Below are 13,893 nucleotides of genomic sequence, written 5' to 3'. Positions count from 1 at the left end.
GCCGGTGTGAGCCGGCCGGTGGAGCGTGCTGTGGTTGGTTGTTGCGCGTTGAGACCCGTGAACCCCGCCCGCAAGGGCGGTAGGCTGTTGCCCCGCGCTTTGGTGATTCCGCCAGGTGCTTCCACCCGCCGCCCGCAAGGGCGGGGTTCACTGAATAGGCTCCGTGATCGGCTTCGTGATTCTCACCGGCCGGCTTACACCGGCCGTTCGCCAAGAGGCTTTGAGAGAACACCAGTGTCAACGAGCGGATGACGGGTTCTTCGCCAGTTCCTCCAGCATCGTCACCACCGTATCGACCATGCGCTCGCCCGTGTCGCGTTCGGCGAAGCTGTGGAGCCCGGTCCACGTTTGGTAACCGCCCAGCTCGAACGCCTTCTTGTCCGGGAGGTAACCGATGTAGTCGTTCGCCAGTTCCGCGATGTACGTGTACCGGAACGGGGATCGGCGCTTGATGTCCTGGCCCAGCACCGTGAAGAACTCCGCCGGCACGCCCACGAAAACCACGTCACCGATCAGCACCGCTTGAATCACCGTCGTCCGCTCCTCGCCCTGTTTCGGGGCCAGCACCTTGCGCTGTGCGCGGAAAACATCGGTGTACGCCTCCGCCTGCTTCCCCGCGCGCGTCTTGCAGTACGCCGACACCGCGGCCTCTTCCTTCGCCTCGTCGAACGTGCGCACCTTGAACTTGAACGGCTTCTTCACCGCGGTCACGCGGGCCACCGGGAGCGGGGCGGTTTTCACCAGTGCGTCTTTTACGGCCTGCTTGATGCGAATAGTGTTTTCGGCGGCCGTGGAACTCAGGTTGTGCGTAGAGCCGGACGCGCCTTCCAGGAACAGGAACGTGCCGCCGAGTTCGGTTTCGAGTTCCTGAGCCGCGAGTCCGTAGAAGGCCGGCGAGCGCCCGGGGGTGCGCCCCCCGATTGTGTGCGTCGAGTGGTTGAACAGGACCGCGAGCGGCTTGTCGTTCGCGCCGCGGAACGCGAGCACCGGGAGTTCCGGGTCGAACGGCCCGGTTGGGCGCACCGCGTCGTCGCGCGGGCCGATCCAGAAGATACTGTTGTCCTTCAGGAGGAGTCGGCTGTTCTGCCCGACAGACGACTCCTCGCCGAGTCGGAAATGGGCTGTCGCGGCTCCGGTCTTGAGCTTCGCGTCGGCGTCCCGGGCACCTTTCACGATCGCCTTTTGCACCCGGCGACAGAACACCTCGTCGCGCGCGTATCCGTGAATGGTAACGGTGCTCGGCGCGTGGTGCGTGTGCGTGCAGTTGATGAGGACGTTCGCCTCGGGAATCCCGAGCGCCTTGGCGATCTCCTCCGTTACGGGATCGAGCAGGTCGCGGTTGAGCATGAGCACATCGCACGCGACGACGCACACCTTGCCCGCGCCGGGCTTCTCGACGACGGTCGCGATCGCCCGCAGTTTCCCCTCCTGGCCCTTGATCTTGTAGGGGAGGATGCCCCCGCCAATGACCATGTCGTCATCGGCTTCGAGTTCGATGGCCGCAGCTCCGACCCGAATGGCTGTGGGCGGAGGTGGTTGATCGGCCGCAGCGCTGAGTGCGGAGACCGCAAGTGAAATGACAACGGCGAGGCAGGAGCGGGCAGGCATGTGGGGTACCCGTGGTGAGGAGCGAGTGCGGCGATTCTAACCGACGCAACGGGTGGTGCGAGCCCCTTTTTAGGGGCCGCGCGTTTCCGCTCCGGGCGCGCAACTCGGCTGGGCGGAAGGCGCGGAATCGGTCATGCTGGGAGCAACTCCGGAGGGTGGCCGATGACCGAAGAGGAATGGCTGGTAGCAACTGACCCGAAACCGATGTTGGAGGTTCCAGACCGACGCACATCATTTAGAAGGTTGGTGCTGTTTTCCTGTGCCGGTTGCCGTCTTGTCTGGGACTCATTGGATAGAGGAGCAAAAGCTAGTATCGAGGAAGCAGAAGTGGACGAGCACAAGTTCACTACCGGGATGTCGGCCTTCTCTCTAATCGAGGAAATTTTCGATCATCCGATCATATGTGCAAATTCCAACGGTGCTCGATTTGCTAACTTCATCCGCGACATCTTCGGGAACCCATTCCGCCCGGTCGCTCTCTCCCCCTCCTGGCGCACCTCGACCGTGGTTGCGCTTGCATCGCAGATGTACGGCTCGCGTGACTTCAGCGCGACGCCGGTCCTCGCCGACGCGCTCCAGGACGCGGGATGCGACAGCGCCGATGTCCTCGATCACTGCCGCAACAACGGACCGCACGTCCGCGGGTGCTGGGTCGTGGACCCCGTGCTCGGCAAGGAGTAGGTTGAAGGCACGATCATAGCGAGGCCCGAATGAAGACACCGATCACCGAAACCCAGTGGCTCACGGCCGGGTCGTGGTTCCCGGTGTGTGAGGCCGTGCAGCGGCGACAGAACGCCCGGAAGATGCGGCTGTTCGGTTGCGCGTGCTGTCGACGACTCGGGAATTTGTTGACCGACGAACGGAGTTTCGTCGCTATAGAGGTGGCTGAGCAGTTCGCCGACGGCGCGGCCAAGCGAGCGGCTCTGATCGCCGCACAAGTGGCCGCACGCGCCGCGGTGAACGAATTGGGGCAGACGGAGTCCAAGTGGGAACCGGACGGGTGGGCGGCCAATGCGGTCGAAATGGTGGTTCACGGCACCGCCAAGATCTACTTCCAGTTGACCGCGACTCGGGCCGCGGAGGCGATCGGCCAGTCCCGCGTGCGAACCAACGCGGCGGAGCGCGCGATTCAACTCAGCCTGCTCCGCGATATCTTTGGGAACCCGTTCCGCCCCGTGGCCTTCTCTCCTTCGTGGCGCACCTCGCCTGTGGGTGCGATTGCGTCGCGGATGTACGAGTCGCGTGACTTCGGCGCGATGCCGATTCTCGCCGACGCGCTCCAGGACGCGGGCTGTGATAGTACCGACATCTTGGATCACTGCCGCGGCGAAGGATCGCATGCGCGCGGGTGCTGGGTCGTCGATCTCGTCCTCGGCAAGGCGTAGCGGAAGTGGAGTGGCAGCGGCACATCGAAAATTTGCGAAAATCAAATCCGGGTAGTATGTTCCGATTTTCTGCCGATGTGGTAATTTTATTGTGAGGTCGTTCCCTCCCCGACCCGCAGCGAGGCTCGAACCGTCCGGAACCACGGAGCGCCACCGATGGAACCCGACTCGGACCAGCGCCTGAACATCGCCCTCGACCAACTTCTCGCACTCAGTGGCTCCGGGGCGGAACACTACTTGCGCGCCCTGCGCGCGACCGACCCCGGCGTGGCCGCGCGCCTGGACCGCTTGCTCCGGCTCCGCCGGGAGCCGCGCGCCGAACCCACCGACGAATCACAAAATCGCGAACTCTCACCGTCACCCGGTCTCGCTTCGCTCAACGTCTCGGGACCGGACGGCGCGCTGACGATCTCCGCGGAGGGGCGCGGGACGCTCAGTTTTCCGCAACCCGATCCCGTGTTCTTCTTCGGCGCCGAAAACAATGAAGCGGTCGCACCCGGGCAGTTCCTGGGGCGCTACCGGCTCGTCCGCGTCGTGGGGCGCGGGGCGTTCGGTGAGGTGTGGCAGGCGTTCGACCCGGTGCTACAAAAATTCGTGGCGGTGAAGGTCCAGCTCCCGCGTGCGCCCGGGCGCGAGTTGCCGCGCGACACGTTCCTGCGGGAAGCGCGTAAGGCGGCGGCGCTGCGGCACCCGGCGCTCGTGCCGGTCCACGATGTGATCGAGGGCGCGAGCGGGTGGTACATCGTTTCGGAGTTCGTCGACGGCGAGAGCCTCCGGACGTGCGCCGAGACCGAGCGCTTCTCGTTCACCCGGGCGGCGCGGCTCGTCGCGGCCGTCGCCGGGGCGCTTGACACCGCGCACCTCGCCGGGCTGGTCCACCGGGACGTCAAGCCCGCCAACATCCTGCTCGACCGGGCCGGGAACCCGTACCTCACCGACTTCGGGCTGGCCGTTCGCGAGGACGAACTGTTCGCGGAGCGGAGCCGGGTCGCGGGCACGCTCGCGTACATGTCGCCCGAACAGATCCGCGGGGACACCCACTTGCTCGACGGGCGCGCGGACATTTACGCGCTCGGGGCCGTGCTGTACGAACTGCTCACCGGGCGCCCGCTGTTCCGGGCCGAGAGCATCGACGAGTACCGGGAACTGATCCTGCGGCGCGAGCCGCGCCCGCCCCGGACCATCGATCCCGAGATCCCCGAGCAACTCGAGCGCGCGTGCCTGAAGTGCCTGGCGAAAGAGGTGCGCGAGCGCTACCGGACCGCGCGCGACCTGGCCGCGGACCTCGAAGCGTGGTTGGCGGACGCGACGCAAACGGCGGTCGCGCACCGCGCGCGCCCGGGGCCGGCCGCGCGCGCGTGGCTGAGGCCCGCTGTGTTCGGAGCGGGGATCGTTCTCCTGTTGGGGAGCCTCATCGGATCGGCCGTTTATACCGGGAGCGGGCGCCCGTTCGCGGGGGCGCCCGTGGAACCGGTTGCCAAGGTGCCCGCGGTGAAGGAACTGGTTTGGCCCACGGGGCGCGCGGAGTGCAAGTGGGACGTGCTACCCGCGAACCGGCTCAAAACGTCGACCGACCGCGTCGGGCTGCTCCAACTCGGGGAGGGGAGGGGGGCCGCGTGGGAGCTCAGCGTCACCGTTCGACAACTCAATAACGTTGGCTGGATCGGAGTGTTCCTGGGGCACCGGTTGAACCCGGCCACCGGTACCGCGGATTTCGAGCTGATCCAGATCGTCGTGGACGGCGACAACAAAATCACCCTCAACCGATCGGTCGAGAGCTACCGGTTCGATCCGCAGGTCCCCAAAATTCACGGGAAGAACCTCGAGAGCGCACCGGTCCCGGTGCTGCGCGAGGAGAACGTGCTCCGCTTGTGTGTGCGGAACAACCGGTTGGCCGAAGTGTGGCTCAACGACGTGGAGTACAAGGCGCTCGGGAGCGCGGTCCCCGAACTCCAACTGCCCGCGGACGGGCCGTTCGGTGTGTACACCCGCCGGAGCGAGGGGCTGTTCTCGAACCTCACTCTGAACGGCGCCCCGATCCCCCTACTCGTCGACGCCCAACCCCGTGCCCCGGAGGGACCGTAATGGAACATTTCGCCCAATTCGCGCTCGCGGGCGCCGGCGGGCTTTTAGCCGGCTTCCTGTTCGGGTACGCGCTCCTGAGGGCCAGTGCCGTGTCACGTTTTGCGACACCCACCATCACGATCAACAGCGCGCCGTGTGCGAGCGGGCGGATCACCATAGGGGGCGTGATCGACCCCAACAACGACGAGTTCCAGTTACGGGCGATTCACGTCAAGGTGTACGACGACCCGACGAAGGTCGTTCCCGCGAACCCGCTCGGGGAGGGGGGCGTCATCCGGTACGCCGTTACCGCGCTCCCGATCGTTCACCCGGTTCCCGGGGGCACCTCGGGTAACGACCTGGTCGCGGTTTGGGGCGAGTACACCGCGTGGAACCACGGGTCCAAGGTGTATCCCGCGTGCGCGCCGAGCGGCTCGTCGAGTTCCTCGACACCCATGAGGGTGGTGGCCCCGGAACTCGACGCGGTGCCGCGCGAGTTCCGCGTCGAACTTGCTGCTCCCGACGGGGCGGTGAGCGGGCCGGCGGCGCAACTGGTCGGCGCGCTGAGGGGCGCGGCCGCACCGGTCCTCCGGTACGTGCTCGAAGGGTCCACCCCGGCGGACCCGGTCTGGCGCGGGCTGAACGGGACGGACGCGGTCCACGAGACGAGCCTCCGACTGATGCACCGCGCGGACGGGACGGGGGCGCTCCTGCGCGCCGCGATGGTCGTCGCGGGGCAGCGCGTCGAACTCACCTGGGTGACGAGCAAGTGGTGCGCGAACGGGGCGAGCCGCTTCGTGTGCGAGTCGGACCAGCCCGGTATCCCGGCGCTCGTCGTGACCCCCGCGTGAGTGCGGGAAACCGGATTTCATTGAGAGACCGCGCCGATATGTCTTTCGCCCACTTGCCCGCGTGCCGACACCGCGGGGAGCAACTCCTTCCCGATCGGTGGTTGTGTTACTCGGACCGGCTCGTGCTCCGCACGGGGTTGGTTCCGGGTGAGGTGTGCCGGTCGCGGTGCCCGTATGTGGACCACGAACCCGCGTCCCCCGGCTGCCCCGAGCCGGCCGCGCCGGGCATTCGGGTCGAACACTGCCCCGAACTCATCGCGATCGGGGTTATCACCGCGCCGCGCCCGGTCGCGACGCTGCCCCAAACGCTCGCGGAACTCCGGCGCGGGGGGTTCCCGCAACCGGTTCGCGTCTTCGCCGAACCCACGGCGCCGGTACCGGACGCTTCGGGGGTAGTTTTTCATCGGAACGCGGTGCAACTCGGGTTGTGGGGCAACTGGGTGTCGGCGGCCCGGTGGATGCTCGCGGAAACGGACACACCGTTTGTTCTGCTCTGCGAGGACGACGTGCGGTTCTGTCCGTGTGCGGCGCTGGCACTTCAGCACGCGATCGACGTCCTCCCGCGCGGCAGGTGGGGGTACGTTTCGCTGTACACCCCGTACCACAACCTGCCCGATGCGAGCGGACCGGTCGGCTGGCGCCACCTGCCCGTGGGGGCGGGCACGTGGGGCGCGCTGGCGTGGTGTTTCACGCGCGCGGGGCTGCGCGCGATCCTGAACTCGCGCACCGTTCGGACCCACCGCGACACGATCGGAACGGACGAGGTGATTTCACTGGCCGTGAGCGAAGTCGGCCGGAAGAGCTACTTCCACGTACCGAGCCTCGGCGACCACACGGGCGGGGACAATTCGACTCGAGGGCACTACCACGGCCCCGGTGAGGCGTTCGGGGTCGGCTTCTCGGCGACGTACAACGGGTACCTTCCGAAGTAGTGGATATTCAACGTTCGCAACACACGTCAAAGCTCAGTAACACCCAATCGGAACTTCCGCTTCGTAGGGAGAACCGGCGCTTGGCCGGTAACACTCAACGCGGGGGACGATCGATGCGGACGTTACTGGCGAGTGTGCTCGTGATTGCTCTGAACGCCGGGAGCGTCGGAGCCGCGGACGAGACATACACCATCAAACTCTACGAGAGTAAGAAGGGCGATAAGAGCGCGACGGAGAAGAGTGAGGGTGCCAAGGTCGTGCTCTTCATCGACACCGCGGACATGAACGACAAGGACGACGCGGTGATCGATTCGCGCGAGTCCTACACCGAGGAGATTTTGGAGAAGAAGGCCGGCGACTCGCGGGCCACGAAGTTGCTGCGGAAGTACACCGTCGCCGAGAAGACCGTGAAGGGCGAAACCACCAAGGCCGTGTTCGCAGGGAAGAGCGTTCTCATCGAAGACAAAGGAGACGCCTACCAGTTCAGCGTCGACGGGAAGGTGCTCGAAGAGCGCGACGCCCCGGAACTGTACAAGAGCTTCAAGAAGAACAACCGACCGAACCCCCGGGAGTTCATACCGAAGGAGGCCGTTAAAATCGGTGCGGACTGGAAGGTCCCCGCGGCCGAGAGTGCGAAGATGTTCAAGGCCCTCAACGACGACCGGATGAAGATCGACGTGGAGAAATCGACGATCGAAGGGAAGCTAGTAAAAGCCTACAAACGGGGCGGGGCGCAGCTCGGTGTGATCGAACTCACGATTACGGTCGCGGTGACCGAGATCGACCTCAACGGGCAATCGTTCAAGACCACCGCCGACAGCAAGGTGGTTCTCAAGGGAACGCTCGATACGTGCATCGACGGCACCATCGATTTCGAGGAGTCGAAAGCGGAAACGACCATCGACATCACGGCCGAACTGCCCGATTCCGGGTCACTCACGCTTCAGAGCACGATCACCAACGCCGTGAAGGTCAACGCTTTGAAGAAGTGACCGGCTTCGTTCGCACCAACCCATGTGAACCCCGCCCGCAAGGGCGGTGGGTGGCTCAATGACGAGCACACCCACCGCCCTTGCGGGCGGGGTTCACGCATTCGAGGTTGCGGCCAATCGATAGTGCTCCAGTAGTTCGTGTGTGAATGCGTCGGGCCGTTCCGCGCGCTGCCAGCCATTTGGGGCGATGTAGCTCCCGGTGTCGAACCGCCAGGCGTTTGCACTGTGGCGGACGTAAACGAAGGTGCCACAGTTCGGGAGCCGGCGTAACCGGTGCCCGTGATCGAGTGCGGCACGGAGCAGGGCCGCGTCCTCACCAGCACTGATAGTTGGGTAGCGCACGTGCTTGCCGAACAGTGATTTGCGAAACACGAGCGTGCCGCCGTGGACGTCGCCGACGAACATGTGTGCGTGCAGCGCGGGGCGGATCGTCCAAAAGGTGCCTTCTGGCAAAACGAGCACGCGGTCCGTTACCAGTCCTGTGATGTCCGCGTTCCCGGCGCGCAACGGTTCGGTTTGATAGCTCAACCGATTCGTCGCGAACCAATCGTCGTCATCCCACTGGGCGATCAGCGTGCCCCGCGCGAGTTCGCACGCGAGGTTGCGCTTTTCGCCGATCGTTACCGCTCCCGGGAGCCGGAAATACCGCGTGCCGGGCACGCTCGCGAACAGATCCGCCACGGGATCGGTTCCGTCGTCGATCACAATGAGTTCTTTGTTCGGGTAGTCTTGGGCGAGAAAAGCTCGAGTTGCAAGTGGGATGAACGTGCGCCGGTTGCGGGTCGGCATGATGCACGAAACGAGTTCAGTGCAGATATGTTCCGGGGTGGAACCGCCGAACACGGTGCGCTCCTGTGTGGCTGATTGAATCAGATTGTGCGACAAGTGTTTAATTCGTTCGTATTCAGTGCCAATCGAGACGGCATGAATCAGGAAAAATTATCGTTCGGGAATGTTTTGTGATCGCGTGTCCACTTTGATGCGTATAATTGGGTGAAGCCGGCAGGGGGAGATTCCGCTAGCGAGAAGATTCCGAGATGTTGGGCGGGGCATTTGCTAACAACATACTGCGAAGGTGTCGCTCGTAAAATCCTATGTGGAAATGATTTGTGTCGATCGGCTGATGCTGTCGTACCCGGGAAATGTTAGCAAATGTTAGCCGTTTGAGTGGGTACGACTCGCTCAAATCAGGTCGAACGTGGAACGAGCGTGACGAGGAGCAAACAAACGATCTCCGCTCCGCGTTCGCACGAAACGAAAAGTAACCCCGCCCACAAATTGGCGGGGGAACTATTTTCGGACGGTTGTGGGTTACTGGTGACCCCGGTCCGTGAGCCTAAGTACGGTCACAACCGCGAGATACGCGCAGGCCAAGAACGGTCCCATGAGGAACACGGTCAGACGCCCGAGGCGATCTTTGACTCGAAAGCCCGCGGTGGGCGGAGAAGTGACGGGGTTGTTTCTGTGAGTCGGCGCCAGATTCGACTGGGACCGGCGGGCGGAGCGGGCAACGCTTGGCATGGAGCGGCTCCCTCAGCGGTTCTCACAACATTCCCACGGAATTCCATTCCGTAGAGATTGGAGAAAAAGGTTGGAGGCGTCCGTTCCTCGTGATCCCAGGCAGTCATGGGACCATGTCAATCAGATGGAAGTTGGTAACTCCGTGCGAGAACGGTAGCTCCAGATTCCAACTGATTAGTGTCAAGTATCGTTGTGTAAACTCCGGGTAAAAGCGTAAGGGGACGGTATCACGATCTGTGACAAGATGGAAGCGCCAAAGTCAGAAAATTCTTACTACTCTGAGTTTTGACGCATCCATCCCAAACTGCCCGTTTGCTCCAGTTACTCGACTGTAACGCTCTTGGCGAGGTTGCGTGGCTTGTCGACGTCGCACCCGCAGAGCAGGGCGATCTCGTAGGCGAGGAGCTGGAGCGGGATCGCGGTGACGATGGGCTGCAGGTACTCGGGCACGTCGGGGATCTCGATCACGTCGTCGGCCACGGCCGAAACCTCGTGGTCCCCGGCGCTGGCGATGGCGATCACCGGCCCCCCGCGGGCCTTGATCTCCTGCATGTTGGACATGACCTTGTCGAACACGTTCCCGCGCGGGACCAGGAACACGCTCGGGGTGCTCTCGTCGACCAGCGCGATCGGCCCGTGCTTCATCTCCGCGGCCGGGTACCCCTCGGCGTGGATGTAGCTGATCTCCTTGAGCTTCAGCGCACCTTCCAGGGCCACCGGGTACAGGTACTGGCGCCCCAGGTACAGCACGTTCTTGGCCCCCGCGTACTTCTGGGCCACGAGCTTCACCTGGTCGTGGCACTCCAGCGTCTTGCGGATCACGTCCGGGAGCGCCTGGAGGTCCGCGATGATGCGCTGGCCCTGGGTACTCGACAGGTGCCGTGTGCGCCCCAGGTACAACGCGAGCATCGCGAGCACGGCCACTTGCGAGGTGAATGCCTTGGTGCTCGCGACCCCGATCTCCGGACCCGCGTGCAGGTACACCCCGCCGTCGGCCTCGCGCGCGATCGAACTGCCGACCGCGTTGCAGATGGCCAGGGTCGTGTGGCCCATGCGCTTGCTCTCGCGGAGCGCGGCGAGCGTGTCAGCGGTTTCCCCACTCTGGGTGAGTGCGAGCACCACCGTGTTACGGTCCATCGGCGGGTTCCGGTACCGCAGCTCGCTCGCGTACTCGACTTCCACCGGCACGCGGGCCAGTTCCTCGAACAGGTACTCGCCGACGAGGGCCGCGTGGTAGCTGGTACCGCACGCGGTCATTACCACCCGATCGATCTGGCGCAACTGCTGGGCGCCCAGGTTGAGCCCCCCGAAGTGTGCGGTCGCGTTGTCGGCTTCGAGGCGCCCGCGCATCGCGTTGGCGAGCGTTTCGGGCTGCTCGTAGATCTCCTTCAGCATGTGGTGCGGGAAGTCGCCCTTTTCCGTGTCACCGTCGCCGAGGAAGTGGGCGATGTCGTGGACCGGAACATCAACCGTGTCGAAGTCCTGGTTCCGAATGACGTACCCGGTTTCGTCGATCTGGCACACCTGCCGGTCGTTCAGGTAGACGACCTTCTCGGCGAAGCCAGCGAGAGCGGTCGCGTCGGACGCGAGGAAGTGCCCGTCCGGGCCGATCCCGATGACCAGCGGGCTACCGAACCGCGCGCCGACGATCACCCCCGGTTCGTGTCGGCACATGACGGCAAGTCCGTAGGTGCCCTTCACGAGCGCGAGGGCCGCAGTGACCGCGGTCAGCAGGTCGTCACGGTAGAAGCGGGAGATCAGGTGCGCGAGCACTTCGGTATCGGTGTCCGAACGGAACTGAACCCCGTCGGCTTGGAGCTGTTGTTTGAGAGTGGCGAAGTTTTCGATCACACCGTTGTGAACGAGAGCGATTTCGTTTTTGGAGTCGAAGTGCGGGTGCGAGTTGCGGTCGGTGGCGCCGCCGTGGGTGGCCCATCGCGTGTGACTGATACCGTGACAGCCCGGGGCCGGCTGTGTCGCGAGGAGCTTGCCGAGTTCAGCGAGGCGCCCGGCCTTTTTGCGAGCGTGGAGCTGGTTGCCCGTACTCGTCACGAGACCGGCGCTATCGTACCCGCGGTACTCGAGCCGGCGCAGGCCCTCGAACAGGATCGGTGACGCTTCACGACGACCAGTAAAGCCGACGATGCCACACATGGGATCACTCCGATTTGCAAAGGAGAATGAGTTTTAAGGGGTAAGTGTGGGTCCGAGCGGGCACACGAGATGGGTGTGGCCCGCGCCGCATCGGGAATCGCGCGGCGGGGTTGGTTCGGATCGGGGCGAAAGGAACTTAGATAGCTTGGCAGTCCGCGGCGACAAGCGCGGGGGACTCGGAGACGGGGACGAACCCGCAGCCCTCGTAGAGGCGGCGCAGGCTCTCTTTGCTGGTGAGCATGACGTAGGGAACGCCCCGCAGGAACGCCTGGTTCGCAGTTTCGGTGACGAGCGCGGACGCGATCCCGCGGCCGTGGGCCTCGGGGCTGACGACAACGTAGTCGATCTGCCAGTTGATCGGGGCGTTCACGAGAAGGAAGCCGTCCGCGCGGCCGTCCAGTTCGCGGTGAACGGCCACGTACTTAACACCAGACCACACAGCGAGGAACTTGCTGCGGGTGCGGAAGAGGGTGGAGACGAGATCCCAGAGGCGCTTGCACGCGGGTTCGTCAGCGAGGAATTCCTGTGTGGTGAGAAAATCGATCACGCGGGCGACGGGGCGAAGGGCGGTGGGCTTGCAGATGTAGTGGAGTTCGGTTTCGGTCGGCACGGGGCGACTCCAGAGTTTGGTGTTGGGCGAGTACCGAAAACGGAGAGAGAGGTGGAATGGTAACGGGCAAGAGCACCGTCTACAACGGAAGTGCGGTCAAATTCGATGAATATTCGCGCCCATTTGTAACCCGCCCGTCGCTTTCACCAGAGCATCAATTCGCGCCCGCCGTTCGGTGAAGCCGAAGTGTGTGTGTGTGTGTTGGATAGATCACGCTACAAACGGAGGCCCGCGCTTCCCGACGGGCCACACGTTGTTAATGCGAAAGAAGAACGTGCGGATTTCCGTAACACAACTGGCTCCCGCAGGGGGAGGTGCAGCTGTGAGGTTGAAAACGAAGAAAAGATCAAGAAAATCGGTGCCGCTTTCTGCTGCGAAACCCAAACTAACATTGTGCAACTGGGTACGAAATATTGCGGATTCGCCCACAACCGCGTTCGCGAGATCTTCGGTATCGCGGCGCGATCTTGTGCTCTAGACTAATTATTAGTCCTTAAGGGGTCGAATTCGCGCGCCGCCGATCGGCGCCTCCAAATAGTCTCGTCCCGAGTGTGCTGAATGTCGCAGTCAGATGGTGCCACTTCCCTATCGTCCTCGGGAGTATTCGCCTTGGCAACCAGACTTCCCGGCGGTCTCGACGTTCACGCCGTTCACCGGACGAGCGGAGAGGTTCGCTCCCAGTGCATCGGGCAGCCGTATGCCCTTCTCGGGCGCGCGCCGCGGGCCGGTGTTCGATTGGACGACCCGAGCGTGAGTCAGTGCCACGCTTACCTACAACTCGTTGACGGGGTGCCGTACTGCATCGACCTCGGGAGTCGGACGGGGGTGCTGTGGGACGACGGGGGGCAGGGGCGCGGGTGGATTCACCCGGGCCAAACGGTCCGGATCGGGATGTTCGACGTTCAGATCACCGCCACGGGGGAATTGTCCGGTGAGTCCGAGTGGCGCGAGCCGGGGTTCAATCCGGACGCGGTTCCCCTTGCGACCCTCGACGTTCACGCCCCCGGCGGGCCGAACGGGCGCTTCGCGCTCGACCAACCGGTGACCCTGGTCGGGCGCCACCCGAACTGCAACCTCCGCTTTTTGGACGAGGCCGTTGCGTACTTTCAGTGCGCGATCGTGAAGACGCGCGAGGGGATCTGGTGCGTGGACCTGCTGAGCCGCGGGGGGACCGTTTTGAACGGGCGCCCGACCCGGGTCACGTCGCTCCGCGACGGTGACCTGATCGAACTCGGGAAGATCTCGCTGCTGCTCCGGGTCGGTCCCTCGACCGCCCACCCGCCGGTTCCGTTTGGTGTGAGTGGGATGCAGCAGAGTCCGTTCGCACCGGCACTCGATTCAACAGGGGCGGGTGGTGTTCCGCTCCGCGAAATGATGGAGCAGTTCCAGCAGTGCTTCGTGACGATGGCCCGGATGTTCACGACCATGCAGCAGGAGCACACGGCGATGATGTGCGAGCAGATGCGGCAGGTCCAGGAACTGATCCGCGAAGCGCGCACGGCCCCGCTGTCCCCTGCTCCCGCCCCTGCGCTCGCGGCGCCCACGGCAACAACGCCGCCGACCGTTCCCCCGTCGGCCCCTCGCCCCGTCCCACGGGTCGTGGACCCCGCCGAGGCTCACCTGTTGGCGGACGCCCACACGTGGTTCCTGGATCGCCTCGTGCAGAAAACATCGAGTGCGAACGGGAAGAAATCGAACTGAGAGTGGTAGTCAACGGTGCGGCCCCAACCAGTTACTCTCAACAGTAACTGGTTGGGGCCACACCGTTGACTACCG

11 protein-coding genes are annotated in these 13,893 nt (G+C 64.2%); 7 read left to right on the top strand and 4 right to left on the bottom strand.

Annotated elements, in window-relative coordinates:
• Window positions 1-237 precede the first annotated feature (237 nt).
• On the bottom strand, window positions 238-1,608 hold the full coding sequence (locus VT84_RS24580) for a hypothetical protein (RefSeq protein WP_157469799.1): 1,371 nt from the start codon (window positions 1,606-1,608) through the stop codon (window positions 238-240).
• A 162-nt stretch (window positions 1,609-1,770) separates the two neighbouring features.
• Between VT84_RS24580 and VT84_RS41195 the strand changes: the two genes are divergently transcribed.
• The 6 genes from VT84_RS41195 to VT84_RS24545 all read left to right on the top strand — a co-directional run bounded on the left by VT84_RS41195 (window position 1,771) and on the right by VT84_RS24545 (window position 7,832).
• Window positions 1,771-2,289: a hypothetical protein gene (locus tag VT84_RS41195; protein ID WP_239465469.1), complete on the top strand. Its 519-nt coding sequence runs from the start codon at window positions 1,771-1,773 to the stop codon at window positions 2,287-2,289.
• Between the two features lie 29 nt (window positions 2,290-2,318).
• A complete protein-coding gene (locus tag VT84_RS41190; RefSeq protein WP_239465468.1) occupies window positions 2,319-2,993 on the top strand; it encodes a hypothetical protein in 675 nt (224 codons plus the stop codon).
• A gap of 156 nt (window positions 2,994-3,149) precedes the next feature.
• Window positions 3,150-5,078, top strand: coding sequence for a serine/threonine-protein kinase (locus tag VT84_RS24565; protein WP_082841339.1), 1,929 nt, complete (start codon window positions 3,150-3,152; stop codon window positions 5,076-5,078).
• Window positions 5,078-5,908 (top strand): hypothetical protein, encoded by an 831-nt coding sequence (locus VT84_RS38880; protein WP_052560378.1) that lies wholly within the window; start codon window positions 5,078-5,080, stop codon window positions 5,906-5,908. Before VT84_RS24565 ends, VT84_RS38880 begins: the two co-directional genes overlap by 1 nt.
• Window positions 5,909-5,946: 38 nt before the next feature.
• On the top strand, window positions 5,947-6,840 hold the full coding sequence (locus VT84_RS24550) for a hypothetical protein (protein ID WP_082841336.1): 894 nt from the start codon (window positions 5,947-5,949) through the stop codon (window positions 6,838-6,840).
• A 113-nt stretch (window positions 6,841-6,953) separates the two neighbouring features.
• The gene (locus VT84_RS24545) at window positions 6,954-7,832 is read left to right on the top strand and encodes a hypothetical protein (RefSeq protein WP_052560380.1); all 879 of its coding nucleotides are present in this window, start codon (window positions 6,954-6,956) and stop codon (window positions 7,830-7,832) included.
• A 93-nt stretch (window positions 7,833-7,925) separates the two neighbouring features.
• Here VT84_RS24545 and VT84_RS24540 read toward each other — a convergent pair whose 3' ends face one another.
• The 3 genes from VT84_RS24540 to VT84_RS24530 form a co-directional block, all read right to left on the bottom strand.
• Window positions 7,926-8,675, bottom strand: a complete 750-nt coding sequence (locus VT84_RS24540; RefSeq protein WP_157469797.1) for a glycosyltransferase family 2 protein — start codon at window positions 8,673-8,675, stop codon at window positions 7,926-7,928.
• A gap of 999 nt (window positions 8,676-9,674) precedes the next feature.
• Complete coding sequence (glmS, locus tag VT84_RS24535; protein WP_052560382.1) at window positions 9,675-11,507, bottom strand: glutamine--fructose-6-phosphate transaminase (isomerizing); 1,833 nt, start codon at window positions 11,505-11,507, stop codon at window positions 9,675-9,677.
• A 136-nt stretch (window positions 11,508-11,643) separates the two neighbouring features.
• On the bottom strand, window positions 11,644-12,117 hold the full coding sequence (locus VT84_RS24530) for a GNAT family N-acetyltransferase (RefSeq protein ID WP_052560383.1): 474 nt from the start codon (window positions 12,115-12,117) through the stop codon (window positions 11,644-11,646).
• Between the two features lie 609 nt (window positions 12,118-12,726).
• Here VT84_RS24530 and VT84_RS24525 point away from each other — a divergent pair.
• A complete protein-coding gene (locus tag VT84_RS24525; protein WP_162271834.1) occupies window positions 12,727-13,818 on the top strand; it encodes an FHA domain-containing protein in 1,092 nt (363 codons plus the stop codon).
• Window positions 13,819-13,893 lie beyond the last annotated feature (75 nt).

Source organism: Gemmata sp. SH-PL17 (assembly GCF_001610855.1).
Classification (GTDB): Bacteria; Planctomycetota; Planctomycetia; order Gemmatales; family Gemmataceae; genus Gemmata; species Gemmata massiliana.
This window is presented reverse-complemented; position numbering and strand designations above follow the sequence as displayed.